23 protein-coding genes are annotated in these 24,032 nt (G+C 71.5%); 2 read left to right on the plus strand and 21 right to left on the minus strand.

Going from position 1 to position 24,032, the window contains the following annotated elements; all coding sequences use genetic code 11:
* Positions 1 to 217: 217 nt before the first annotated feature.
* A complete protein-coding gene (locus ACRAKF_RS08085; RefSeq protein WP_447036250.1) occupies positions 218 to 832 on the plus strand; it encodes a hypothetical protein in 615 nt (204 codons plus the stop codon).
* A 116-nt stretch (positions 833 to 948) separates the two neighbouring features.
* Here ACRAKF_RS08085 and ACRAKF_RS08090 read toward each other — a convergent pair whose 3' ends face one another.
* From ACRAKF_RS08090 to pyrR, 14 genes are all read right to left on the minus strand, one after another.
* Complete coding sequence (locus ACRAKF_RS08090; RefSeq protein ID WP_447036251.1) at positions 949 to 3,126, minus strand: primosomal protein N'; 2,178 nt, start codon at positions 3,124 to 3,126, stop codon at positions 949 to 951.
* Positions 3,127 to 3,229: 103 nt separating this feature from the next.
* On the minus strand, positions 3,230 to 4,438 hold the full coding sequence (metK, locus tag ACRAKF_RS08095; RefSeq protein WP_447036252.1) for a methionine adenosyltransferase: 1,209 nt from the start codon (positions 4,436 to 4,438) through the stop codon (positions 3,230 to 3,232).
* A gap of 349 nt (positions 4,439 to 4,787) precedes the next feature.
* Entirely contained in the window at positions 4,788 to 6,032 is a 1,245-nt protein-coding gene (coaBC, locus tag ACRAKF_RS08100; RefSeq protein ID WP_447036253.1) for a bifunctional phosphopantothenoylcysteine decarboxylase/phosphopantothenate--cysteine ligase CoaBC, read from the minus strand.
* Between the two features lie 57 nt (positions 6,033 to 6,089).
* Positions 6,090 to 6,362, minus strand: coding sequence for a DNA-directed RNA polymerase subunit omega (gene rpoZ, locus ACRAKF_RS08105; RefSeq protein ID WP_005319902.1), 273 nt, complete (start codon positions 6,360 to 6,362; stop codon positions 6,090 to 6,092).
* Positions 6,363 to 6,423: 61 nt separating this feature from the next.
* On the minus strand, positions 6,424 to 7,017 hold the full coding sequence (gene gmk / locus ACRAKF_RS08110) for a guanylate kinase (protein WP_447036255.1): 594 nt from the start codon (positions 7,015 to 7,017) through the stop codon (positions 6,424 to 6,426).
* A 38-nt stretch (positions 7,018 to 7,055) separates the two neighbouring features.
* Entirely contained in the window at positions 7,056 to 7,379 is a 324-nt protein-coding gene (locus tag ACRAKF_RS08115) for an integration host factor (protein WP_005319887.1), read from the minus strand.
* A gap of 222 nt (positions 7,380 to 7,601) precedes the next feature.
* Positions 7,602 to 8,447 carry an orotidine-5'-phosphate decarboxylase gene (gene pyrF, locus ACRAKF_RS08120; protein ID WP_447036256.1) on the minus strand — a complete coding sequence of 282 codons (846 nt, stop codon included), beginning with the start codon at positions 8,445 to 8,447 and terminating at the stop codon, positions 7,602 to 7,604.
* Positions 8,444 to 9,550: a quinone-dependent dihydroorotate dehydrogenase gene (locus ACRAKF_RS08125; RefSeq protein WP_447036257.1), complete on the minus strand. Its 1,107-nt coding sequence runs from the start codon at positions 9,548 to 9,550 to the stop codon at positions 8,444 to 8,446. Before ACRAKF_RS08125 ends, pyrF begins: the two co-directional genes overlap by 4 nt.
* 60 nt (positions 9,551 to 9,610) lie before the next feature.
* Complete coding sequence (gene carB / locus ACRAKF_RS08130) at positions 9,611 to 12,919, minus strand: carbamoyl-phosphate synthase large subunit (protein ID WP_447036258.1); 3,309 nt, start codon at positions 12,917 to 12,919, stop codon at positions 9,611 to 9,613.
* Positions 12,912 to 14,063: a glutamine-hydrolyzing carbamoyl-phosphate synthase small subunit gene (gene carA, locus ACRAKF_RS08135; protein ID WP_447036259.1), complete on the minus strand. Its 1,152-nt coding sequence runs from the start codon at positions 14,061 to 14,063 to the stop codon at positions 12,912 to 12,914. Before carA ends, carB begins: the two co-directional genes overlap by 8 nt.
* A complete protein-coding gene (locus ACRAKF_RS08140) occupies positions 14,060 to 14,632 on the minus strand; it encodes a PH-like domain-containing protein (RefSeq protein ID WP_447036260.1) in 573 nt (190 codons plus the stop codon). Before ACRAKF_RS08140 ends, carA begins: the two co-directional genes overlap by 4 nt.
* Entirely contained in the window at positions 14,629 to 15,915 is a 1,287-nt protein-coding gene (locus tag ACRAKF_RS08145; RefSeq protein ID WP_447036261.1) for a dihydroorotase, read from the minus strand. Before ACRAKF_RS08145 ends, ACRAKF_RS08140 begins: the two co-directional genes overlap by 4 nt.
* 2 nt (positions 15,916 to 15,917) lie before the next feature.
* Entirely contained in the window at positions 15,918 to 16,895 is a 978-nt protein-coding gene (locus tag ACRAKF_RS08150; protein ID WP_447036262.1) for an aspartate carbamoyltransferase catalytic subunit, read from the minus strand.
* Between the two features lie 98 nt (positions 16,896 to 16,993).
* Entirely contained in the window at positions 16,994 to 17,566 is a 573-nt protein-coding gene (pyrR, locus tag ACRAKF_RS08155) for a bifunctional pyr operon transcriptional regulator/uracil phosphoribosyltransferase PyrR (RefSeq protein WP_447036263.1), read from the minus strand.
* A gap of 224 nt (positions 17,567 to 17,790) precedes the next feature.
* Between pyrR and bldD the strand changes: the two genes are divergently transcribed.
* Entirely contained in the window at positions 17,791 to 18,291 is a 501-nt protein-coding gene (gene bldD / locus ACRAKF_RS08160; protein WP_055698930.1) for a transcriptional regulator BldD, read from the plus strand.
* A gap of 246 nt (positions 18,292 to 18,537) precedes the next feature.
* Here the strand turns inward: bldD and nusB are convergent, their stop codons facing one another.
* The 7 genes from nusB to ACRAKF_RS08195 all read right to left on the minus strand — a co-directional run bounded on the left by nusB (position 18,538) and on the right by ACRAKF_RS08195 (position 23,991).
* A complete protein-coding gene (gene nusB, locus ACRAKF_RS08165) occupies positions 18,538 to 18,972 on the minus strand; it encodes a transcription antitermination factor NusB (RefSeq protein WP_447036264.1) in 435 nt (144 codons plus the stop codon).
* A 2-nt stretch (positions 18,973 to 18,974) separates the two neighbouring features.
* The gene (gene efp, locus ACRAKF_RS08170) at positions 18,975 to 19,541 is read right to left on the minus strand and encodes an elongation factor P (RefSeq protein ID WP_447036265.1); all 567 of its coding nucleotides are present in this window, start codon (positions 19,539 to 19,541) and stop codon (positions 18,975 to 18,977) included.
* A 59-nt stretch (positions 19,542 to 19,600) separates the two neighbouring features.
* Entirely contained in the window at positions 19,601 to 20,707 is a 1,107-nt protein-coding gene (locus ACRAKF_RS08175) for an aminopeptidase P family protein (protein WP_447036266.1), read from the minus strand.
* Between the two features lie 81 nt (positions 20,708 to 20,788).
* Positions 20,789 to 21,193, minus strand: a complete 405-nt coding sequence (locus ACRAKF_RS08180) for an excalibur calcium-binding domain-containing protein (RefSeq protein ID WP_447036267.1) — start codon at positions 21,191 to 21,193, stop codon at positions 20,789 to 20,791.
* A gap of 74 nt (positions 21,194 to 21,267) precedes the next feature.
* Positions 21,268 to 22,221 carry a Pro-rich N-terminal domain-containing protein gene (locus ACRAKF_RS08185; RefSeq protein WP_447036268.1) on the minus strand — a complete coding sequence of 318 codons (954 nt, stop codon included), beginning with the start codon at positions 22,219 to 22,221 and terminating at the stop codon, positions 21,268 to 21,270.
* 193 nt (positions 22,222 to 22,414) lie between these two features.
* Positions 22,415 to 23,512 (minus strand): 3-dehydroquinate synthase, encoded by a 1,098-nt coding sequence (aroB, locus tag ACRAKF_RS08190; protein ID WP_447036269.1) that lies wholly within the window; start codon positions 23,510 to 23,512, stop codon positions 22,415 to 22,417.
* Positions 23,509 to 23,991, minus strand: a complete 483-nt coding sequence (locus ACRAKF_RS08195) for a shikimate kinase (RefSeq protein ID WP_447041868.1) — start codon at positions 23,989 to 23,991, stop codon at positions 23,509 to 23,511. The genes aroB and ACRAKF_RS08195 overlap by 4 nt, the downstream gene beginning before the upstream one ends.
* Positions 23,992 to 24,032 lie beyond the last annotated feature (41 nt).

The following is a 24,032-nucleotide window of genomic DNA, read 5'->3' on the forward strand; positions in this document are numbered from 1 at the left end:
AGACGCCGGCCGGGGCGTCCTTCCGGGTGAGACACGGGCTCTGAGTCCCGTTGACGCTCCTGGGGGCGTACGAAGCGTCGCGCGCCCTGTGCATATGCACATACGCCCCCTGCACCGTGACCCCTCAGGAACTAGCGCGTTGGTCAAGAAGGAGTTGACCACAAAGGGCCGCACAGGTGGCCCGATCCTTTTCCACGCCGGTTCGAGAGGCTTGTTCATGGCCGACCACGCAACCCACGACGCCCAGGCTCGGGCCAGCCTGCACCTTCTGGTACGGGACATCGAGCGGGTCCGCCGGCAGGTGGACGCACTGCGTACGCTCACCGCCCAGCTCGGAAACGTCTACCGCCCGCGGCGCTCCAGCCCCTCCGCGGGCTTCGTCGTCTACGGACGGGCCCCCGCACCGACCGTACGCCTCGCCCAGGAACTGCGGGACAGCGTCGAGACGCTGGTCACCGCGGCGGTGGACTTCGACCGCTCGCTCGGGTTCTCGTGGGACGCGGTGGGCTCCGCCCTCGGGGTCACCAAGCAGGCCGTCCACCGGCGCTACGGCGCGCGGCGGGCCACCACGCAGGCCGCCGCCGAGGCGGAGCGGGCGGCGGAAGCACCGGCTCCGGCCGCCGCGGCGACGACGGCGACAGCGACGACGGCTGCGCCGGCGGCGACGGCGACGGCGGCTGCGACGACCACGGTCCCCCGCCCCGTGCCGGTCGGCGCTCCCCTGCCGTCCGTCCCCGCGGCGCGCACGATGCCGACGCAGCCGATGGCGGGCAGCCCCACGCTGCGCGAGGACCCCAGGCCCCCCGCCTTCCCCGGCCCCCGCAACGGCTGACCCCACCCGAGCGACACCCGTTCCCGCCCCCTTGCCTCCTGGCTTGGGGGCGGGGGTGTGCGGGGCCCGGCTCACCGGCCCCTGAGCGGAGCCCCCTTGAGCGGAGCCCTCACCCCTCAGCCGATGTCCAGCGGGTCCACCCGGATCCGCACCGCTTCGGCTTGGCCCTCGCGTGAGCCCTTGGCTCCGCGGGCCATCCGCGCGGCCTGCGCCACCTTCAGGGCGGCGGCGAGCGCCGCGCCGCTGCCCGGGGGCACCCGGACCAGCACCCGCTCCCACTGCTCACCGGCGGGCGCCGCACCGGGCCGCCGCGAGGGCCCCGGCCCGGCGTCCCGCACCGGCACGGGCCCCAACACCGCCGCGTCCGGCGGCAGTTCGGCCGCCGAGAGGAAATCGGAGAGGGCTTCCGGCGTGCCGGATACCGCGGCCATCCGGGAGACCGGCGGGAATCCCAGCTCGGCCCGCTCCCCGAGCTCCCGCACCGCGTGCCCCACGGGGTCCCACCGCACGAGGGCCTGGACGGGCCGCAGCGTCGGCTCGGCGACCACGACCACCGTGCCGCCCGCGCTCTGCGGGCGGACGAGCGAGGCGGCCGCTATCCAGCGCCGCAGCGCGTCCTCGCCGGCCCGCAGGTCGGGCCGGCCCAGCATGGCCCAGCCGTCGAGCAGCAGGGCGGCCGCATAGCCGCCCTCGGCGACCGGCTCGGCCCCCGGCGTGCTCACCACCAGGGCCGGCGCCGCGGGGACGGTGTCGAGCACCTGCTCGCGCCCCGAGGTGCGCACCGGCACGGCGGGAAAGGCCCGCCCCAGCTCCTCCGCGGTCCGCCGCGCCCCGACGACCTGCGCCCGCAGCCGGAACCCACCGCACTCGCCGCAGTGCCAGGCGGCTTCCTCCACCCCGCACCAGCCGCACCGCAGGGCGGCCCCGCCGTCCTGCGCCTCCAGCGGCCCCGCGCACCGGCGGCACCGCGCGGGCTCCCGGCAGCGCTCACAGGCGAGGCGGGGCACATAGCCGCGCCGCGGCACCTGGACCAGGACGGGCCCGAGCTTGAGCCCCTCCCGGACGGCCCGCCAGGCCAGCGTCGGCAGCCGCGCGGCCCGCGCCGCCTCGTCCCGCGCGAGGTCGCCGTCGCCCACGGTCCGCACCAGCGGCGCGGCGCCCCGCACCTGCTCCCGGTCGGCGACGAGCGGCGCGGCCCACCCGCTCTCGACGAGCTGGGCGGCCTCGACCGTGCAGCTCCAGCCGCCGAGCAGAAAGCCGCACTTGTCCCGCGAGGCCCGCAGCTCCAACACCTCCCGCACATGCGGGAAGGGGGCGCGGTCGTCGCTGTGGTTGGAGTCACCGTCGTCCCACACGGCGACGAGACCCAGGTCCCGTACGGGCGCGAACATGGCGGCCCGCGTCCCCACCACGGCCCGCACCTCCCCGCGCCGCACGGAGAGCCACTCGCGGTACCGCCGCTCCTGCCCGGCGTCGGCGGTGAGCAGCGCGTGCTGCCCCGCGCCGAGGAGTTCGGTCAGCGCGGCGTCCACACGCGCGGCGGGCCGCCCGGTCGGCACGACGACGAGCGCGCCCCGGCCTGAGGCCAGCGTGGCCCGCACCGCACGGGCGATCTCGTCCGCCCACTGGGGCCCCGGCAGGGCGGTCCACACCGCGCGGGGCGAGGCCCCGGAGGCGAGCGCGGCGAGGAACTCCTCCCCGTGGCCATACCGCCGCCAGCTCCCGGCATCGGGCGCGGCGGGCGGCGCGGGAGGCGCGGCGGCGGCCCGTGACTCGGCCCGCGCGTGCCGGGGCGGGACGGCGAGTTGCAGCACATCGGCGAGGCTCCCGGCATACCGGTCGGCGACGGCCCGGGCGAGGCCGAGCAGCTCCGGGCCGAGCACGGGCTCCGGCGAGACGACCTGGGCCAGCGCGGCCAGCGGCCCCCGGTACTCGGTCTCGGCGCACCGCTCGACGATGAACCCGTCGATCAGTCCGCCGCCCTCACGCCGCCCGTCCCGTACGTTCCGCGAGCCGGCCCCGAAGCGGACCCTGACCCGCACTCCCGGCTGGGCCACCTCGTCCAGTTCCTCCGGCACCGCGTAGTCGAAGTACCTGTCGAGGTGCAGCACGCCCTTGTCGACGAGGACCCGCGCCACGGGCAGCTCCTTGGCCAGCGCGGCACCCCGCCACGTCCGGGGCTTGGCCCGCGGCACCTTGGCCTCGCGCACGCTCTCCCGGATCAGGGCAAGCTGCTCCGGCTCCGGCATCCCGCCCCCGCCTTCGCCCGCACCGGCCTCGTTCTCCCTGCTCACAGCAGCATTCCTACCAGACGGGACTGACAGCGCCGAGAAAAGCACGAAGGCCCGGCCCTCCCCGAAGGGAGAGCCGGGCCCCGGTGGACCGAGGTGGCCGGGACTACAGACCCGCCGCCTTGCGCAGCGCGTCCACGCGGTCCGTCCGCTCCCACGTGAAGTCGGGGAGCGCCCGGCCGAAGTGGCCGTACGCGGCGGTCTGCGAGTAGATCGGGCGGAGCAGGTCGAGGTCGCGGATGATCGCGGCGGGGCGCAGGTCGAAGACCTCGGCGATCGCCGTCTCGATCTTCTCCGTGTCGACCGTGGCCGTGCCGAAGGTCTCGACGAAGAGGCCGACCGGCTCGGCCTTGCCGATGGCGTAGGCGACCTGGACCTCGCAGCGGGCCGCGAGGCCGGCCGCGACGACGTTCTTGGCGACCCAGCGCATCGCGTACGCCGCCGAGCGGTCCACCTTGGACGGGTCCTTGCCGGAGAAGGCACCGCCGCCGTGGCGGGCCATGCCGCCGTAAGTGTCAATGATGATCTTGCGGCCGGTGAGGCCGGCGTCGCCCATCGGGCCGCCGATCTCGAAGCGTCCCGTCGGGTTGACCAGGAGGCGGTAGCCATCGGTGTCGAGCTTGATGCCGTCCTCGAGGAGGGCCTTCAGCTCGGCCTCGACGACGAACTCTCGGATGTCGGGGGCCAGGAGCGAGTCCAGGTCGATGTCCGATGCGTGCTGCGAGGAGACCACGACCGTGTCGAGGCGGACGGCCTTGTCGCCGTCGTACTCGATGGTGACCTGGGTCTTGCCGTCGGGGCGCAGGTAGGGGATCGTCCCGTTCTTGCGCACCTCGGAGAGGCGGCGCGAGAGGCGGTGCGCGAGGTGGATCGGGAGCGGCATGAGCTCCGGGGTCTCGTCGCAGGCGTAGCCGAACATCAGGCCCTGGTCGCCCGCGCCCTGCTTGTCGAGCTCGTCCTCGTCGCCCTCGACGCGCTTCTCGTACGCCGTGTCGACGCCCTGCGCGATGTCGGGGGACTGCGAGCCGATGGACACCGAGACGCCACAGGAGGCGCCGTCGAAGCCCTTCTTCGAGGAGTCGTAACCGATCTCGAGGATCTTGTCGCGCACGAGCTGCGCGATCGGCGCGTACGCCTTCGTCGTGACCTCGCCGGCCACGTGGACGAGGCCGGTGGTGATCAGCGTCTCCACGGCGACCCGGGACGTCGGGTCCTCCCGCAGAAGCGCGTCGAGAATGGTGTCGCTGATCTGGTCAGCGATCTTGTCGGGGTGACCCTCGGTCACAGACTCCGAGGTGAAGAGGCGCCGGGACACATCGCTCCCTGGGGTTGCAGCGGCTGCTGGCTGATCATTGGTGGACTGCCGGGAGCTGCGCCCGGCTCGTCCGAGACCAGTTTATCGGTCACACTCGTCCGCCGGACCACATGTCTCGCCACTTGGGAGCCCTGTGACCTGCGACACTGCATTGTGCGTCACGCCGATCACTATCCACCAGAGGGCCACGCACCCGGTTTGACCCGGTTTCGCGGCTCTTGATGAACGTGGAGTGACGCTTCTGGTGGAGCGAAAGTGACATTGAGCCCCTGAGAAGAAGACTCCGTCAAGTAACGCGGCAGAACCTGGCCAAGTTCCGCCAGAAGAGGACAGACCTCGCGCCGCCCCCTCAGGGCAGCCGCAGCGCCACCAGGTCCCACACCGTGTCCGCCAGCGCCTCCTTGGGTCCGTACGGCACCGGCGTCTCGCTGCCGTCGGCGCCGAGCACCACGGCCTCGTTCTCCTCGGAGCCGAAGGTCTTGCGCTCGCCCACCTCGTTGACGACCAACAGGTCGCAGCCCTTGCGTTCGAGCTTGGCCCGGCCGTTGGCGAGGACGTCGTCCGTCTCGGCCGCGAAGCCCACGATCACCTGGCCGGGGCGCGGGCGATCCCCCGCGATCTCGGCGAGGATGTCGGGGTTGCGGACCAGGGCGATGGGCGCGGGCTCCTGGCCGTCCCTCTTCTTGATCTTGCCCGCCGCGTACGTCTCGGGGCGGAAGTCGGCCACGGCCGCGGCCATCACGACGGCGTCGGCGTCGGCCGCGGCCTTCAGGACCGCCTCGCGGAGCTGCACGGCCGTACCGACCTGCACGACGTCCACCCCGGCGGGATCGGGCAGCGCCGCGTTGGCCGCCACGAGCGTGACGCGGGCGCCGCGCGCGGCGGCGCTGCGGGCGAGCGCGTAGCCCTGCTTGCCCGAGGAGCGGTTGCCCAGGAAGCGGACCGGGTCGAGGGGCTCACGGGTGCCGCCCGCGCTGACCAGGACATGGCGCCCGGCCAGGTCCTGCGCCAGGTCCCCGCGGGCTAGGACGCGGCGTACGACCTCGAAGAGCTCGGCGGGGTCGGGGAAGCGCCCCTTGCCGGTGTCGACGCCCGTGAGCCTGCCGACGGCGGGCTCGATGACCAGGGCGCCGCGGCGGCGCAGGGTGGCGACGTTCTCCTGGGTGGCCGGGTGCTCCCACATCTCGGTGTGCATGGCGGGGGCGAAGACCACGGGGCAGCGCGCCGTGAGGAGCGTGTTGGTGAGCAGGTCGTCGGCGAGGCCGTGGGCCGCCTTGGCCATCATGTCCGCGGTGGCGGGCGCGACGATCACGAGGTCGGCGCCCTGGCCGATGCGGACGTGCGGCACCTCGTGGACGTCGGACCAGACCTCGGTCGACACGGGGTGCCCGGAGAGCGCGGACCAGGTCGCGGCGCCGACGAAGTGCAGCGCCGACTCGGTCGGCACGACGCGCACGTCATGGCCGGATTCGGTCAGCCGCCGCAGCAGCTCGCACGCCTTGTAGGCGGCGATGCCGCCGCTGACACCCAGGACAACCTTCGGCTTCTCGGCCACTGCCTTCGTCTCCCCGCGCTCGGATGCGTACTGCTCCATGACACACCACAGGCCCGGCAGTCGTGCTGCCGGGCCTGTGGTGAAGGTACGAACCGCTTACTGCGCCGGGCCCTCGATGGCCTCGGACGTCAGCAGGCCGGCGTTGATCTCGCGGAGCGCGATCGAGAGCGGCTTCTCGTGGACGTGCGTGTCCACCAGGGGGCCGACGTACTCCAGGAGGCCCTCACCGAGCTGCGAGTAGTACGCGTTGATCTGGCGCGCGCGCTTGGCGGCGTAGATCACGAGGCTGTACTTCGAGTCGGTGGCTTCGAGCAGCTCATCAATCGGCGGGTTGATGATGCCCTCGGGCGCGGTGATGGAAGAGGACACTCTTCGCCTTCCGATGGGTTCAAATGACGTCGCGACCAGAGGTCGGGACAGGGGTGGAGATCTAAAGGACTCTCATCAAGGCTAGCAGCTCACGGGCCACGTCCTCGACGGAGGTGTTGACCAGGGTGGTGTCGAACTCGGCCTCGGCGGCGAGCTCGGTCTTCGCCGCGACCAGCCTGCGCTCGATCACCTCCGGCGCCTCGGTCCCCCGGCCGGTGAGCCGGCGGACCAGTTCGTCCCAGCTCGGCGGGGCGAGGAAGACGAGCTGCGCCTCGGGCATCGACTCGCGCACCAGGCGCGCGCCCTGAAGGTCGATCTCCAGGAGGACGGGCTCACCCGCCTCCAGGCGGGCGAGCACCGCGTCGCGCGGGGTGCCGTAGCGGTTGCCCGCGAACTCGGCCCACTCCAGGAGCTCACCGTTGGCGATCAGCTTGTCCATCTCGTCGTCGGAGACGAAGAAGTACTGGACACCGTGCTTCTCACCGGGGCGCGGCTTCCGCGTGGTGGCGGAGACCGAGAGCCAGACCTCGGGGTGTTCCTTGCGCATATGAGCGACGACCGTGCTCTTGCCGACCCCGGAGGGGCCGGAGAGCACGGTCAGCCGCGGACGTACGTCCGGGGGTACGGGGGTCGTCCCCCGGGATGTTGCAGCCATGCAGCGATTATCCAGGTTCTCAGGAGTGCCTGAGAACGTCAGGCAGCGCCACCACCGAACTCGCGCTCAAGAGACGCGATCTGGTTGGAGCCGAGGCCGCGCACACGGCGGCTCTCGGAGATGCCAAGACGCTCCATGATCTGCTTGGCGCGGACCTTGCCCACGCCCGGCAGGGACTCCAGGAGGGCGGAGACCTTCATCTTGCCGATGACATCGTTCTCCTGGCCCTGCTTGATGACCTCGTGAAGAGAGGCGCCGGAGTGCTTGAGTCGATTCTTGACCTCGGCCCGCTCCCGGCGAGCCGCGGCGGCCTTTTCGAGCGCGGCTGCGCGCTGTTCAGGGGTAAGGGGCGGAAGAGCCACGCCTACGTCACCTCGGATGTCGAACTGTCGGATACGGACCGGTGAGGAACCTAGTCGCCCCACACCTCTCGTCGGAGACTAGCGGCCACGGCCGCCAGAGTCAGCGAGAACAGACGAAAAGTCCTGGTCAGCCTCTGTCGAGCCACACAAACCCGGCATTTCACCCCCGATTTCCGCTGACATGTCGTCAGTAAGACGTGGGCGCGCTCCCCCGCACCTCGCTCAGGCCCTTTCGACCGCCACCCGGATCTCGTCCGCGAAGCGCTCCGCGGCCTCCCGCAGGCCCACGACGTCGGGTCCGTGCCGCAGCACCCCCCGGCTGACGTTCGGCACGACGTCGCGCACCGCCGCGCCGAAGACGCCGGGCAGATCGGCGGGGGTCGCGCCCTGCGCCCCGATGCCGGGGGCGAGCAGGGGGCCGTTGATGGCGAGGTCGTACGAGGACAGGTCGCCCAGCGTCGCCCCGACGACCGCGCCGAAGGACCCCAGAGGCGCCTCTCCCGCGTTCTCGGCGGCGAGGTGACCCAGGACGGTGGCCGCGACCGTGCGGCCGTCCGCACGGACCGCGTGCTGGACCTCGGCGCCCTCGGGGTTGGAGGTCAGGGCGAGCACGAAGAGCCCGGCGCCGTTCTCGCGCGCGAGGTCGACGGCCGGCTTCAGCGACCCGTACCCGAGATAGGGCGAGACCGTGAGCGCGTCGCTGAACAGGGACGAGTCCTTGTGCAGGAAGGTCTCGGCGTACGCGGCCATGGTCGAGCCGATGTCGCCGCGCTTGGCGTCCATGACGATCAGGGCGCCGGCCGCCCGCAGCTCCGCGACCGCCTTCTCCAGGACCGCGATGCCCCGCGACCCGAAGCGCTCGAAGAACGCGCTCTGCGGCTTGAAGACGGCGACGGACCCGGCGAGCGCCTCGACGACGGTGCCCGTGAACCGCTCCAGGCCCGCGATGTCGTCGTTCAGGCCCCACGCGGAGAGCAGCGAGGCGTGCGGGTCGATGCCGACGCACAGCGGGCCGCGCTCGTCCATGGCGTGACGAAGGCGCGTGCCGAAGGGCTCCTGGACGCTCATGCGGACTTCCTCACGTCGGCGCCGACCGCGTCGGCGAGGGTGGCGTAGGGGCTCGTGCGCAGCCGCGCGGCGAGGCCCTTGTGGATGGCGCGGGCCCAGAACGGGCCCTCGTAGATGAAGGCGCTGTACCCCTGGACGAGGGTGGCACCCGCGAGGATGCGCTGCCAGGCGTCCTCGGCGTTCTCGACGCCGCCGACGCCCACGAGGGTGATGCGGTCGCCCACGCGCGCGTAGAGGCGCCTCAGGACCTCCAGGGAGCGCTCCTTGACCGGCGCGCCGGAGAGTCCGCCGGCCTCCTCGACCAGGGCCGGGTCCGACGTCAGGCCGAGGCCCTCGCGCGCGATGGTGGTGTTCGTGGCGATGATGCCGTCCAGGCCGAGTTCGACCGCGAGGTCGGCCACGGCGTCGACGTCCTCGTCGGCGAGGTCGGGCGCGATCTTGACCAGGAGCGGTACGCGACGGCCCGCCACGCTGCGGTCGGCGGCCTCGCGCACGGCGGTGAGCAGCGGCCGCAGCGACTCGGTGGCCTGGAGGTTGCGAAGGCCCGGGGTGTTCGGGGACGACACGTTGACGACGAGGTAGTCGGCGTGGCGGGCGAGCCGCTCGGCCGACTTCACGTAGTCGCCCGCGGCCGCCTCCTCGGAGACGACCTTGGTCTTGCCGATGTTGACGCCCACGACCGTGTTGAAGACCGGCCTGCGGGAGGCGAGGCGCGCGGCGACGGCGGCCGAGCCCTCGTTGTTGAAGCCCATGCGGTTGATCAGCGCGCGGTCGGGGACGAGGCGGAAGAGGCGCTTCTTGGGGTTGCCGGGCTGCGCCTCCCCCGTGACGGTGCCGATCTCGATGTGGTCGAAGCCGAGCATCGACATGCCGTCGATCGCGACGGCGTTCTTGTCGAAGCCCGCCGCGAGCCCGAAGGGGCCGTGCATCCGCAGCCCGAGCGCCTCGGTGCGCAGCTCCTTGTGGCGCGGCGCGAGGACGGCCGCGACGAAGGTGCGCAGGACGGGGACGCGGGCCGCGAGACGGATCCAGCGGAAGGCCATGTGGTGGGCCTGCTCCGGGTCCATGCGCTGGAAGACGAGGTGGAAGAAGAACTTGTACATGAGAGGTGTCCTCACCAGAAGGGGGACACCGGATCGGTGTCCCCCCAGGGTCTGTCGGCCTTAGTCGCGCGCCGCGGTCAGATGCTCCGCGTGTTCCTGGAGCGAGCGCACGCCCACGTCCCCGCGGCCCAGCGCGTCGATGCCCTGGACGGCCGCGGCGAGCGCCTGGACCGTCGTGAGGCACGGCACGGACCGGGACACGGCCGCCGTGCGGATCTCGTAGCCGTCGAGGCGGCCGCCGGTGCCGTACGGGGTGTTGACGATGAGGTCGACGCCGCCGTCGTGGATGAGCTGGACGATGGTCTTCTCGCCGTTCGGGCCCTCGCCCTCGGACTGCTTGCGCACGATGGTGGCGTTGATGCCGTTGCGCTTGAGGACCTCGGCCGTGCCGGACGTGGCGAAGAGTTCGAAGCCGTGCGCGACCAGCTCGCGCGCCGGGAAGATCATCGAGCGCTTGTCGCGGTTGGCGACGGAGATGAAGGCGCGGCCACCGGTCGGCAGCGGGCCGTAGGCGCCCGCCTGGGACTTGGCGTAGGCGGTGCCGAAGACCGAGTCGATGCCCATGACCTCGCCGGTGGAGCGCATCTCCGGGCCGAGGACGGTGTCGACGCCGCGGCCGTGGATGTCGCGGAAGCGCGACCACGGCATGACGGCCTCCTTGACGGAGATCGGCGCGTCCATGGGGAGCGTGCCGCCGTCGCCGTGCTTGGGCAGCAGGCCCTCCTCGCGCAGCTCGGCGATGGTCGCGCCCAGCGAGATCCGGGCGGCGGCCTTCGCCAGCGGGACGGCGGTCGCCTTCGAGGTGAAGGGGACGGTGCGCGACGCGCGCGGGTTGGCCTCAAGGACGTACAGGATGTCCCCGGCCATCGCGAACTGGATGTTGATCAGGCCGCGCACGCCGACGCCCTTGGCGATGCCCTCCGTGGAGGCGCGCAGGCGCTTGATGTCGAAGCCGCCGAGCGTGATCGGGGGCAGCGCGCACGCCGAGTCGCCGGAGTGGATGCCGGCCTCCTCGATGTGCTCCATGACGCCGCCGAGGTAGAGCTCGGTGCCGTCGTAGAGCGCGTCCACGTCGATCTCGATGGCGTCGTCGAGGAAGCGGTCGACCAGGACGGGCCGCGAGGGGCTGATCTCGGTCGACTCCTCGATGTACACGGCGAGGCGGGTCTCGTCGTACACGATCTCCATGCCGCGGCCGCCGAGCACGTACGAGGGGCGTACGAGGACGGGGTAGCCGATCTCGTCGGCGATGGCCTTTGCCTCGGCGAACGTCGTCGCGGTGCCGTGCTTCGGCGCGGGGAGACCGGCCTCGGCGAGCACGCGGCCGAAGGCGCCGCGGTCCTCGGCGGCGTGGATGGCCTCGGGCGAGGTGCCGACGACGGGCACGCCGTTGTCCTTGAGCGCCTGCGACAGGCCCAGCGGGGTCTGGCCGCCGAGCTGGACGATGACGCCCGCGATCGGCCCGGCCTGCGCCTCGGCGTGGACGATCTCCAGGACGTCCTCCAGGGTGAGCGGCTCGAAGTAGAGCCGGTCGGAGGTGTCGTAGTCCGTGGAGACGGTCTCGGGGTTGCAGTTGACCATCACGGTCTCGTAGCCCGCGTCGCTGAGCGCGAAGGAGGCGTGGACGCAGGAGTAGTCGAACTCGATGCCCTGGCCGATGCGATTCGGGCCCGAGCCGAGGATGATCACCGCGGGCTTCTCGCGCGGGGCGACCTCGCTCTCCTCGTCGTACGAGGAGTAGAAGTACGGCGTCTTCGCGGCGAACTCGGCGGCGCAGGTGTCGACCGTCTTGTAGACCGGGCGCACCCCGAGGGTCTGGCGGACCTCGCGGACGACGTCCTCGCCCAGGTCACGGATCTCGGCGATCTGGGCGTCGGAGAAGCCGTGCCGCTTGGCCTCGGCGAGCAGGTCGGCGTCCAGGCGCTCGGCGGCCGCAAGACCGTCCGCGATCTCCTTGATCAGGAAGAGCTGGTCGACGAACCACGGGTCGATCTTCGTGGCGTCGAAGACCTCTTCCGGGCTCGCGCCCGCGCGGATGGCCTGCATGACGGTGTTGATGCGGCCATCGGTGGGCCGGACGGCCTCGGCGAGGAGCCCGGCCTTGTCGCCGGGCTCACCGACGAAGGTGAACTGCGAGCCCTTCTTCTCCAGCGAGCGCAGCGCCTTCTGGAGCGCCTCGGTGAAGTTGCGGCCGATGGCCATGGCCTCGCCGACCGACTTCATGGTGGTCGTCAGGGTCGAGTCCGCCGAGGGGAACTTCTCGAAGGCGAAACGCGGGGCCTTGACGACGACGTAGTCGAGGGTCGGCTCGAAGGAGGCCGGGGTCTTCTCGGTGATGTCGTTCGGGATCTCGTCCAGCGTGTACCCGACGGCCAGCTTGGCGGCGATCTTCGCGATCGGGAAGCCGGTGGCCTTGGAGGCGAGCGCGGAGGACCGCGACACGCGCGGGTTCATCTCGATGACGATGACGCGGCCGTCGACGGGGTCCACGGCGAACTGGATGTTGCAGCCGCCGGTGTCGACGCCGACCTCACGGATGATCGCGATGCCGACGTCCCGCAGGGTCTGGTACTCGCGGTCGGTCAGCGTCATCGCCGGGGCGACGGTGATCGAGTCGCCGGTGTGCACACCCATCGGGTCGAAGTTCTCGATGGAGCAGACGACCACGACGTTGTCGTTCTTGTCGCGCATCAGCTCCAGCTCGTACTCCTTCCAGCCGAGGATGGACTCCTCCAGGAGCACCTCGGTGGTCGGCGAGAGCGTGAGGCCCTGGCCGGCGATGCGGCGCAGCTCCTCCTCGTCGTGGGCGAAGCCGGAGCCGGCGCCGCCCATGGTGAAGGAGGGCCGGACGACCACGGGGTAGCCGCCGAGCTCGTCGACGCCCTTGAGGACGTCGTCCATGGAGTGGCAGATGACCGAGCGGGCGGACTCGCCGTGCCCGATCTTCTTGTTGACCTCTTCGACGACGCCCTTGAAGAGGTCGCGGTCCTCGCCCTTGTTGATCGCCTCAACATTGGCGCCGATGAGCTCAACACCGTACTTCTCCAGGACGCCCTGCTCGTGCATGGAGATGGCCGTGTTCAGGGCCGTCTGGCCGCCGAGGGTGGGCAGCAGCGCGTCGGGGCGCTCCTTGGCGATGATCTTCTCGACGAACTCGGGGGTGATCGGCTCGACGTACGTGGCGTCGGCGATCTCCGGGTCGGTCATGATCGTCGCCGGGTTGGAGTTGACGAGGATGACGCGCAGGCCCTCGGACTTGAGGACGCGGCACGCCTGGGTGCCGGAGTAGTCGAACTCGGCGGCCTGGCCGATGACGATCGGGCCGGAGCCGATGACCAGGACGGACTGGATATCGGTGCGCTTAGGCACGCTGGCCCTCCATCAGAGCGGTGTCCATCAAAGACGTGAAGCGGTCGAAGAGGTAGGCGGCGTCGTGCGGGCCCGCGGCCGCCTCGGGGTGGTACTGGACGCTGAACGCCGGCTGGTCGAGGAGCTGGAGTCCCTCCACCACCTGGTCGTTCAGGCAGACGTGGGAGACCTCGGCGCGCCCGTAGGGGGTGTCGCTGACCTTGTCGAGCGGGGCGTCGACGGCGAAGCCGTGGTTGTGCGCGGTGACCTCGACCTTGCCGGTCGTGCGGTCCTGCACCGGCTGGTTGATGCCGCGGTGGCCGTACTTCAGCTTGTACGTGCCGAAGCCGAGGGCGCGGCCGAGGATCTGATTGCCGAAGCAGATGCCGAAGAGCGGCGTCTTGCGCTCCAGGACGCCCTTGACCACGGTGAGGTCCACCGTCGAGGGGTCGCCGGGGCCGTTCGACAGGAAGAAGCCGTCGGGGTTCACCGCGTACACGTCGTCGAGCGTGGCGGTGGCGGGCAGCACGTGCACCTCGATGCCGCGCTCGGCCATGCGGTGCGGGGTCATGCCCTTGATGCCGAGGTCCAGGGCGACGACGGTGAACTTCTTCTCGCCCACGGCGGGGACCACGTAGGACTCGGTGGTGGTGACCTCGGTGGAGAGGCTGGCGCCCACCATCTCGGGGGCCTCCTTGACGCGGGCGAGGAGCACCGCGTCGTCGGCGAGCGCCTCTCCGGAGAAGACGCCCACGCGCATGGCGCCGCGCTCACGCAGGTGGCGGGTGAGCGCCCGGGTGTCGATGCCGCTGATGCCGACGACGCCCTGCTCGGTGAGCTCGTCGTCCAGGGTGCGGCGGGAGCGCCAGTTGGAGGGCACGCGCGCGGGGTCGCGCACCACGTAGCCGGCGACCCAGATCCGCCGGGACTCGGGGTCCTCGTCGTTCACGCCGGTGTTGCCGATGTGCGGGGCCGTCATGACGACGACCTGACGGTGGTACGAGGGGTCGGTGAGCGTCTCCTGGTAGCCGGTCATGCCGGTGGAGAACACCGCTTCGCCGAAGGTCTCCCCCACGGCCCCGTAGGCACGTCCGCGGAAGATGCGGCCGTCCTCCAGGACGAGTACGGCGGGAGCCTTGCTGGCTCCCCTGGTGGAGGTCGTCATCGTGCGGTGCCTTCCGTAGTGCTGGACGTATTGATCAATGTGTTGATGGCCTCGACCCACTCGGCCTGCTCGGCCGCGTGGTCGGAGCGGAAGCCGGAGTCGAGCAGCTTGTCGCCGTGCTCCCACGTGACGATCAGCAGGCCGCCCTCGGCGAGGACCTTGCCGGCGATGCCCTTGTCGAGCCGGGCCTCGCGCAGCCGGTCCACCGGGACGAAGAAGTCGGCCGCCCCGGGGCGTACGACGTCCAGGCCCGCGTCGGTGAGCGTGAGCTCCACCCGGCTGCGGGTGCCGAGGCCGTGCGCCACGATGCGGTCGAGCCACTGTCCGGCCGTGGTCGAGCCGTGGTAGCGGCCGGTCAGCTCAAGTCTCACCGGACCCGGGTCGCTCGGCGCGCCGGGCAGCTCGGGCAGGTCGCTCTGGAGCGTGCCCCGCCATTTCCAGCCCTCGCGCATCAGCCAGTAGACGAGCGCGATGAAGAGCAGCAGTCCCACGACCCAGCCGAGCCGTGCGGCCCAGTCGGTCACGTCCGCCGATTCCTTGCCGGCGGCCAGTTCCAGAAGAGTTGTCACGCGAGCTTCCCGTCGACGAGCGTGGCCCGACCCCGGAGCCACGTGTGCGTGACGCGGCCCGGCAGCTCACGGCCCTCGTAGGGAGTGTTGCGGCTGCGCGAGGCGAAGCTCGCGGGGTCCACTTCCCCACGGTAATCGGCGTCGACCAGGACGAGGTTCGCGGGCTCACCTGCCGAGACGGGGCGTCCATGGCCGGTGGCCCCGCCGATCTCCGCGGGCTTGGCCGACATGCGGTCGGCGACGGCCTCCCAGGTCAGCAGGCCGGTCTCCACCATCGTCTGCTGGACGACGGAGAGCGCGGTCTCCAGGCCGACCATGCCCATGGCGGCCGCGGCCCACTCGCAGTCCTTGTCCTCGTGCGGGTGCGGGGCGTGGTCGGTGGCGACGATGTCGATCGTGCCGTCGGCCAGGGCCTCGCGCAGCGCCATGACGTCGCGCTCGGTGCGCAGCGGCGGGTTGACCTTGTAGACGGGGTTGTAGGAGCGGACCAGCTCATCCGTGAGGAGGAGGTGGTGCGGGGTGACCTCGGCGGTCACGTCGATGCCGCGCGACTTGGCCCAGCGCACGATCTCCACGGACCCGGCGGTCGAGAGGTGGCAGATGTGGACGCGGGACCCGACGTGCTCGGCGAGCAGGACGTCGCGGGCGATGATCGACTCCTCGGCCACCGCGGGCCAGCCGCCGAGGCCGAGCTCGGCGGAGACGACGCCCTCGTTCATCTGGGCGCCCTCGGTGAGCCGCGGCTCCTGCGCGTGCTGGGCGACGACACCGCCGAAGGCCTTCACGTACTCCAGGGCGCGGCGCATCATCACGGCGTCGTCGACGCACTTGCCGTCGTCGGAGAAGACGGTGACCCCGGCGGCGGACTCGTGCATGGCGCCGAGCTCGGCGAGCTTCTTGCCCTCCAGGCCGACGGTGACGGCGCCGATGGGCTGTACGTCGCAGTAGCCGGACTCCTTGCCGAGCCGGTAGACCTGCTCGACGACGCCCGCGGTGTCGGCGACGGGGAAGGTGTTGGCCATGGCGAACACGGCGGTGTAGCCACCGGAGGCGGCGGCGCGCGTGCCGGTCAGGACCGTCTCGGAGTCCTCGCGGCCGGGCTCGCGCAGGTGGGTGTGCAGGTCGACGAGGCCCGGCAGGAGGATCTTGCCCCCGGCCTCGACGACGTCCGCGCCCTCGGCGGTCAGACCGGTGCCGACGGCCTCGATCGTCTCGCCGTCGATCAGGACGTCCTGCGCCTCGCCGCCGAGCACCTTCGCACCACGGATCAGGATCTTGCTCATCGTTACTTGTTCTCCTCGGTACGGGTGTGGGCGGCGGGCTCGTTGCCGCCAAGGAGCAGGTAGAGGACGGCCATGCGGATGGAGACGCCGTTGGCGACCTGTTCGACGACCGTGCAGCGGTCGGAGTCGGCGACCTCGGCGGTGATCTCCATGCCGCGGACCATCGGTCCCGGGTGCATCACGATGGCGTGCGCGGGCATCTTCGCCATGCGCTCGCCGTCCAGGCCGTAGCGGCGTGAGTACTCCCGCTCGGTGGGGAAGAACGCGGCGTTCATGCGCTCGCGCTGCACCCGCAGCATCATCACGGCGTCGGACTTCGCGAGGACGCCGTCCAGGCCGTAGCTGACCTCGCAGGGCCAGTTCTCGACGCCGACCGGCACCAGGGTGGGCGGGGCGACCAGCGTGACCTCGGCGCCGAGCGTGTGCAGCAGGTCGACGTTGGAGCGGGCCACGCGGCTGTGCAGGATGTCGCCGACGAGGGTGATGCGCCGGCCTGCCAGGTCCTTGCCGATCCCCTCGTCGGGCCCGACGAGGCGGCGCCGCATGGTGAAGGCGTCGAGCAGGGCCTGGGTGGGGTGCTGGTGGGTGCCGTCACCGGCGTTGATGACGGCGGCGTCGATCCAGCCCGAGGTGGCGAGGCGGTAGGGCGCGCCGGAGGCGCCGTGCCGGATGACGACGGCGTCGACGCCCATCGCCTCCAGGGTCTGCGCGGTGTCCTTGAGGGACTCGCCCTTGGAGACCGACGAACCCTTGGCGGCGAAGTTGATGACGTCGGCGGAGAGGCGCTTCTCGGCGGCCTCGAACGAGATCCGGGTCCGCGTCGAGTCCTCGAAGAAGAGGTTGACGACGGTGCGGCCGCGCAGGGCGGGCAGTTTCTTGATCGGCCGGTCGGCCACCCGGGCCATCTCCTCGGCCGTGTCGAGGATGTGGACGGCTTCGTCGCGGGAGAGGTCGGCGGCCGAGATGAGGTGTCGCATCATCGGGGGTGTACTCCGGTGTCGTGGAGGTCTGCGGGCACGCGGGCGCGCAGGGCTGTGCCCTGGTGCCCGTGCGGCCCGTGTGAAAGGAAGCCGGTCCTTCAGGCGGAGACGGGCTTGGCGCCGAGCAGCACGGCGTCGCGGCCGTCCTCCTCGGTGAGCTGGACCTTGACCGTCTCCCGCAGCGACGTGGGGAGGTTCTTGCCCACGTAGTCGGCGCGGATGGGCAGCTCGCGGTGGCCGCGGTCGACGAGGACGGCGAGCTGCACCGCGCGGGGGCGCCCGATGTCGTTCAGCGCGTCGAGGGCGGCCCGGATCGTGCGGCCGGAGAAGAGGACGTCGTCGACGAGGACGACCAGGCGGCCGTCGATCCCGTCACCGGGGATCGCGGTGCGGGCCAGCGCGCGCGGCGGGTGCATGCGCAGGTCGTCGCGGTACATGGTGATGTCGAGGGAGCCGACCGGAACCTCGCGTCCGGTGATGTCCTGGAGCTTCTCGGCGAGCCGTCGGGCGAGGAAGACGCCACGGGTGGGGATGCCGAGGAGGACCACGTCGTCCGCGCCCTTGGCGCGCTCGACGATCTCGTGGGCGATGCGGGTCAGTACCCGCGCGATGTCGGGGCCCTCGAGAACGGGGCGCGCGACAGCGGAGTCGTTCGTTTCCTGCGTGTCCATGTGAAAACGGACCTCCTTCTCCGCCTCACGGGACGGACCTTAAAGGACGTCGAAATTGCGCCATCACACTACCAGTACGGATGACCGAGTACGACATCCGACTCCACCGATGGAGCGGTAGAGACCATTCGGCTTGACGCAGGCAAGTAACGCTGCGTAACCTCACAGTGAGTTACCAGCCACGCGGCGGAGCCGCCTGATTGTCGCAGCGTCCGGGGAGCTATATGTCCAGCGAATACGCCAAGCAGCTCGGAGCCAAGCTCCGTGCGATCCGTACCCAGCAGGGCCTTTCCCTCCACGGTGTCGAGGAGAAGTCCCAGGGACGCTGGAAGGCGGTCGTGGTGGGGTCGTACGAGCGCGGTGACCGTGCCGTGACCGTGCAGCGCCTCGCCGAGCTGGCGGACTTCTACGGCGTCCCGGTGCAGGAGCTCCTGCCTGGAACCGCCCCCGGTGGGGCCGCCGAGCCGCCGCCGAAGCTCGTCCTCGACCTGGAGCGTCTTGCCCATGTGCCGGCCGAGAAGGCGGGCCCGCTCCAGCGTTATGCCGCCACGATCCAGTCGCAGCGCGGGGACTACAACGGCAAGGTGCTCTCGATCCGCCAGGATGACCTGCGCACCCTCGCCGTGATCTATGACCAGTCCCCCTCGGTCCTCACCGAGCAGCTCATCAGCTGGGGTGTTCTGGACGCGGACGCGCGCCGCGCCGTCGCTCACGAAGAGGTCTGATCGACCCCTCATACGCAGCAGAAACGTGCCGCCGGGGTGGCCGCAGCCGAAAGGCGCGGCCACCCCGGCGGTTTCTGCTTTACCCAAAGCTTTGGCCCGCGCCCATGGGCGCGGGCTTTTGTGTGTCCTCGCGTGGGCCCTTTGGTGCGTGGCCCCGCCATGGACGCATACCCGCCTTTGCGCGGGAAAACCCGGAGGGCCCGCGGCGAACAGCCGCGGGCCCTCCGGGTGACGTGACGAGGTGCCTTACTCCTCGTCGCGGCGCAGGGACGGCTTCAGGTCCTTGAAGCGCCCGAGCAGGCCGTTCACGAAGGACGGCGACTCGTCCGTGGAGAACTCCTTGGCGAGCTGGACCGCCTCGTCGAGCACCACCGCGTCGGGTGTGCCGTCGACCCAGACCAGTTCGAAGGCGCCGAGCCGCAGAATGTTGCGGTCGACGACCGGCATCCGATCCAGGGTCCAACCGACGGCGTACTGCGAGATGAGTTCGTCGATGCGGCGCTCATGCTCCGCGTACCCCTCGACGAGCTCCATCGTGTACTCGCTCACCGGCGGCTGCCGGGTGTCGGACCGCGAGTGGCGCACCCAGTCAGCGAGGACCGTCCTGACGTCGGTGCCACGCTGGTCGGCCTCGAAGAGGATCTGGAAGGCGCGCTTACGGGCCGTATTACGAGCAGCCACGGTTAGCTGTTCACCCGGCCGAGGTAGTCGCTGGTGCGGGTGTCGACCTTGATCTTCTCGCCCGTCGTGATGAAGAGCGGGACCTGGATCTGGTGGCCGGTCTCCAGCGTGGCGGGCTTGGTGCCGCCGGTGGAGCGGTCGCCCTGGACGCCCGGCTCGGTCTCCTGGATCACGAGCTCGACGGCGGCGGGCAGCTCGACGAAGAGCACCGAGCCGTCGTGCTGCGCCACGGAGGCGGTGAAGCCCTCGATCAGGAAGTTGGCGGCGTCACCGACGGCCTTGCGGTCGACGTGCAGCTGGTCGTAGGTCTCCATGTCCATGAAGACGAAGTAGTCGCCGTCCATGTACGAGAACTGCATGTCGCGCTTGTCGATCGTGGCCGTGTCGACCTTGACGCCGGCGTTGAACGTCTTGTCGACGACCTTGCCGGAGAGCACGTTCTTGAGCTTGGTGCGCACGAAAGCCGGGCCCTTGCCGGGCTTGACGTGCTGGAACTCGACGACGGACCAGAGCTGGCCGCCTTCGAGCTTGAGCACCAGGCCGTTCTTGAGGTCGTTCGTGGAAGCCACGGTTGCTTCAATCTCCTGGACTGACGTGGACGACCCCGGCGCACGCGCTCAGCTCGGGGCTAGAGCGCGAGCAGCTCCTTGGTCGTGATGGTGAGTAGCTCGGGTCCGCCGTCCGCCTCGGGGCGTACGACGAGCGTGTCATCGATCCGGACACCGCCCCGGCCCGGGAGGTGAATCCCCGGTTCGACGGTGACAGGCACGCAAGCGTCCAGTTTACCCATGGCCGAGGGCGCCAATTGAGGGTCCTCGTCGATTTCGAGCCCCACGCCGTGACCGGTCACCGGAGCGAGTCCGTCCGCGTACCCGGCCGAGTTCATCACATGACGGGCCGCGCGGTCCACGTCGCGGCAGGCCGCGCCGGGTACGAGGGCCTCCCTGCCCGCTCGCTGGGCGGCGAAGACGAGGTCGTACAGCTCGATCTGCCAGTCGGCGGGAGAGGTGCCGATGACGAACGTACGTCCGATCTCACACCGGTATCCGCGGTAGCCGGCCCCCAGGCACACGGAGAGGAAGTCCCCTTCCTCCACTCTCCGGTCCGACGGCCTGTGCCCGCCCCTGCCGGAGTTGGGCCCCGTCCCGACCGAGGTGGCGAAGGCGGGGCCGTCGGCCCCGTGATCCACCAGCCGTCGCTCCAGCTCAAGGGCGAGGTGCCGCTCGGTCCGGCCGACGAGGATGGACTCCAGGAGCTCTCCGAGGGCCTGGTCGGTGATCTCGGCGGCGATCCGCAGACAGGAGATCTCCTCCTCGTCCTTGACGTACCGCAGTTGCTCCACCGCCCCGCCGAGGTCCACCAGGCGCAGCCGCGGGGCGACCGAGCCGAGGGCCCGGTGCCGGGCGACGGTCAGGTGGTGCTCCTCGACGGCCAGTGACTCGGCGCCCTGGGCGACCGCGAGCCCCGCGCCGGCCACGGCAGGGTCGGCGCCCGGCTCGGGCAGCAGCCGCATCCGCAGGCCCTCGTCGGGGCGTCCCTCGCCGTGCTGATCGCTGGGAGGTCTCCCGCACAGCAGGACGTCCTCGTCCTTGCCCACCAGCAGCACGGCACCCGAGGGGGCCGCCCCGGCGAGATAGCGGACATTGGCGGGCCGGGACACCAGCGCCGCGGCGCCCCCACCCGCGGCGCACCGCTCCCTCACCCGCTCCCTGCGGACCGCGTACACCTCAGACATGGGGCGAGCCTACGAGCGCCACCGCGGTCCGGCCCGGCCAGCGCGTCCGACCGGGCGTCGGGGTGTCACCGGGTGACGCGGTCAGCTGTCGCAGCCGGTGCCGTCGCCGTCACGGTCGAGGTGGCTGCCGTAGCCGGGGTCGCCGCGGTGCACGGGAGCGGCGCCGGCGGCGCGGGCCTCGGCGCAGTTCTCGTAGTACACGGACCCGCCGCCTCCGCCGGAGCCGCCGTCGCCGTCGCGGGTGACCGTCACGGTCGACCTGACCGTCTTGGTGGCCTTGACCGTCTTGGTCGACCGCACCGTGACGGTCGGCCGCGGACCGGGCGCCGCGGTCCGCGTGGCGGTGGCAGTAGCGGTGGCAGTAGCGGTGGCGGTGGCGGTAGTCGTCACCGTGGCTCGCGCTTCGGCCTCGTCCGCCGCCGTGCCGTCCCCACCGGCACCGACGCCGGCCCCCAGCCCGAGGGCGAGGACGATCGCGGGAATCACGTACCGCTTCCGCGCTCAGGCGGCGTGAAGGTGGTGGGGAGGCGTAGCGCCCCGGTCCTGGTCTGCGGGCCCCGCTACCACTGTGGTGGGCTCGCGATTGCTCGGGTCAGGACGTCGTCCAGGAGTCGGGCCGTGGTGGGGACGTCCAGTTGGGAGTTGTCGATGATGGGCAGGCCCGAGCCGTACCAACCCGCCATGCGGCCGTGGATGCGGGCCACTTCCTCGTCGGTGAGGCGGCGGTTCCCGCTGCGCTGGGCGTTGCGCTCCAGGACGATCTCCAGGCCCGGCAGGAGGACGACGGGGAGCAGGCCGGGACCCACGTGGCGCTTCCAGCCGCCGAGGCCGACGACCGGGCGGTCGGGGAAGACCGCGTCGTCGAGGATGCAGGAGATGCCGTTCGCCAGGAAGTTCCGCGCGGCGAAGCCGCAGGTGCGGCGGGCCAGGCGGTACTGCGCCTCGGAGTGGTCGTTCCAGCCCGACTGCGGGTCGGCGAAGCCCGACCGCACCCATTCGCGTACGTCGTCGAGGCTGATGTGGGCCGTCGGCACATGCCGGTGCTCGGCCCAGTACTTCGCCACGCTCGTCTTTCCCGCGCCCGCGGGCCCGATGAGCAGCACGGCGAGCGTGGTGGCCCCCGTGTCGGCCTGTGCCGTGCCCGGCGGCGGACTCGGCATCGCCACGGGGCCGCCCGGCGGCAGTTGGATGTGCCCGGTGGTGTCCGGCGCGGGCGGCACGGGCCCCTGCGGGTGCGCGGCCGACGCCTGGCTGTGGGCGCGTGGGACGTGCGGGGCCTGCGGTGCTTCACCCGGGATGTGCGGCGCCTGCCCGGGGGCCTGCGGAGCCCGGGCCTGACGTGGGTCCTGCGGTGCTCGGCCCGGGGCCGGCGGTGCCTGGCCCGGGGCGGGCGGTGGCGGTGCTGCTCCCGGTGGTGGAGCGCTCGGGTGTTGTGCGGCCGGGGACCAGCCGGTGGCCGGTCCGTGCCCCGGCTGATGGGGCGGCGGCAGCGGAGACCCCACTGCGTGCTGCATCCGGTGCCACTCCGTCTCGTACGACTGACGCTGGTCGGGCGGCTGTTGGGCCCGCCCGTCAGAGCCTGTGCGACAACCCCGGCCAGACTCTTACCGAACGGTACCGTCCCCGGCCACCGTTGTGTGAACGGCCGGGGAGGCCTCGAAGTGCCCGTGGCCGAATAGGCAGGGCCGGCAGGGCGAGCAAGGCGCCCTACGCGCCCACTTCGCCGTACGCGGCGAGCAGCACCGCCGGGTCGGGACCCTCCAGGACGGTCGGCTTGCCGAGGCCGTCGAGGACGATGAAGCGCAGCAGGTCACCGCGGGACTTCTTGTCGACCTTCATGGTCTCGAGCAGCTTCGGCCACTGGTCGTAACGGTACGTCAGGGGAAGGCCCACCGACTCCAGGACGGTGCGGTGCCGGTCGGCGGTCGCGTCGTCGAGCCGCCCCGCCAGACGGCCGAGTTCGGCGGCGAAGAGCATGCCGACGGAGACGGCGGCCCCGTGCCGCCACTTGTACCGCTCGTTCTTCTCGATGGCGTGCGCGAGCGTGTGCCCGTAGTTGAGGATCTCCCGCAGCCCCGCCTCCTTCAGGTCACCGGAGACGACCTCCGCCTTGACCTTGATGGAGCGCTCGATGAGCTCGGCGGTGTGCTGCCCGGCCGGCGTGCGCGCGGCCTGCGGGTCCGCCTCGATGAGCTCCAGGATCGCCGGGTCCGCGATGAACCCGGCCTTGATGATCTCCGCGAGCCCGGAGACGTAGTCGTTCACGGGAAGCGAGTCCAGCGCCGCCAGGTCGCAGAGCACCCCGGCCGGCGGGTGGAAGGCGCCCACCAGGTTCTTGCCCTCGGCGGTGTTGATGCCGGTCTTGCCGCCGACCGCCGCGTCCACCATGCCGAGCACCGTGGTCGGCACGGCGATCCAGCGGACACCGCGCAGCCAGGTCGCGGCCACGAACCCGGCGAGGTCGGTGGAGGCACCGCCGCCGACGCCGACGATGACGTCGCTGCGCGTGAAGCCGGACTGGCCGAGCGCCTTCCAGCAGTACGCCGCGACCTCGGCCGTCTTGGCCTCCTCGGCGTTGGGCACCTGGATGGCGACGGCCTCGTAGCCCTGGTCGGCGAGGTCCTGGCGGAGCGCGTCACCGGTCCCGGCGAGCGCCTCGGGGTGGATCACGGCGACGCGCTTGGCCTGGGTGCCGATGAGTCCGGGCAGCTCGCCGAGGAGCTGCCGACCGACCAGTACCTCGTACGGATCCGTGCCGGCGGTGCCGCCGACGTGGATACGGGTGGGGGTCTGCTCCGTCGTCATGCTTCCTTCAACTCCAGTGCGTCGAGGACCGCCTGGGCGACCTCTTCGGGGGTGCGGCCGTCGGTGGCGACGACCGCGCGGGCGACTTCGGCGTACAGATGGCGGCGGGCGTCCATCAGCTCGCGCCACTGCTTGCGCGGGTTGACGGCGAGCAGCGGACGCGCCTGGTTGAGGCCGGTGCGCTTGACGGCCTCCTCGACGTCCATCGACAGATAGGCGACGGGGTGCGTCGAGAGCAACGCGCGCGTGGTGTCGTCGAGGATCGCTCCCCCGCCGAGCGCGAGGACGCCGTCGTGCTCCTCGACGGCCGCCCGCACGGCCTGCCGTTCCAGGTCACGGAAGTACGGCTCTCCCTCGTCGACGAAGATGTCCGCGATCTCGCGGCCCTGCGCGGCGACGATGTCGGCGTCGGTGTCCCGGAACGTGGTCCCGAGCCGGTCGGCGAGCAGCTCGCCGACCGTCGTCTTGCCGACGCCCATGGGTCCGATCAGGACGACGCGCGGGCCGTCCACTGCCGGGC

It is taken from the genome of Streptomyces sp. DSM 118878, assembly GCF_052936595.1.

What these genes read in the sequence shown, in the direction of transcription:
- ACRAKF_RS08085 (WP_447036250.1), top strand. Translation starts at nt 218, where the DNA reads ATGGCCGACCACGCAACCCACGACGCCCAGGCTCGGGCCAGCCTGCAC.
- coaBC (WP_447036253.1), bottom strand. Translation starts at nt 6,032, where the DNA reads ATGGAGCAGTACGCATCCGAGCGCGGGGAGACGAAGGCAGTGGCCGAG.
- gmk (WP_447036255.1), bottom strand. Translation starts at nt 7,017, where the DNA reads ATGGCTGCAACATCCCGGGGGACGACCCCCGTACCCCCGGACGTACGT.
- pyrF (WP_447036256.1), bottom strand. Translation starts at nt 8,447, where the DNA reads ATGAGCGTCCAGGAGCCCTTCGGCACGCGCCTTCGTCACGCCATGGAC.
- ACRAKF_RS08125 (WP_447036257.1), bottom strand. Translation starts at nt 9,550, where the DNA reads ATGTACAAGTTCTTCTTCCACCTCGTCTTCCAGCGCATGGACCCGGAG.
- carA (WP_447036259.1), bottom strand. Translation starts at nt 14,063, where the DNA reads ATGACGACCTCCACCAGGGGAGCCAGCAAGGCTCCCGCCGTACTCGTC.
- ACRAKF_RS08145 (WP_447036261.1), bottom strand. Translation starts at nt 15,915, where the DNA reads ATGAGCAAGATCCTGATCCGTGGTGCGAAGGTGCTCGGCGGCGAGGCG.
- ACRAKF_RS08150 (WP_447036262.1), bottom strand. Translation starts at nt 16,895, where the DNA reads ATGATGCGACACCTCATCTCGGCCGCCGACCTCTCCCGCGACGAAGCC.
- pyrR (WP_447036263.1), bottom strand. Translation starts at nt 17,566, where the DNA reads ATGGACACGCAGGAAACGAACGACTCCGCTGTCGCGCGCCCCGTTCTC.
- bldD (WP_055698930.1), top strand. Translation starts at nt 17,791, where the DNA reads ATGTCCAGCGAATACGCCAAGCAGCTCGGAGCCAAGCTCCGTGCGATC.
- ACRAKF_RS08175 (WP_447036266.1), bottom strand. Translation starts at nt 20,707, where the DNA reads ATGTCTGAGGTGTACGCGGTCCGCAGGGAGCGGGTGAGGGAGCGGTGC.
- ACRAKF_RS08185 (WP_447036268.1), bottom strand. Translation starts at nt 22,221, where the DNA reads ATGCAGCACGCAGTGGGGTCTCCGCTGCCGCCGCCCCATCAGCCGGGG.
- aroB (WP_447036269.1), bottom strand. Translation starts at nt 23,512, where the DNA reads ATGACGACGGAGCAGACCCCCACCCGTATCCACGTCGGCGGCACCGCC.
- ACRAKF_RS08195 (WP_447041868.1), bottom strand. Translation starts at nt 23,991, where the DNA reads ATGGGCGTCGGCAAGACGACGGTCGGCGAGCTGCTCGCCGACCGGCTC.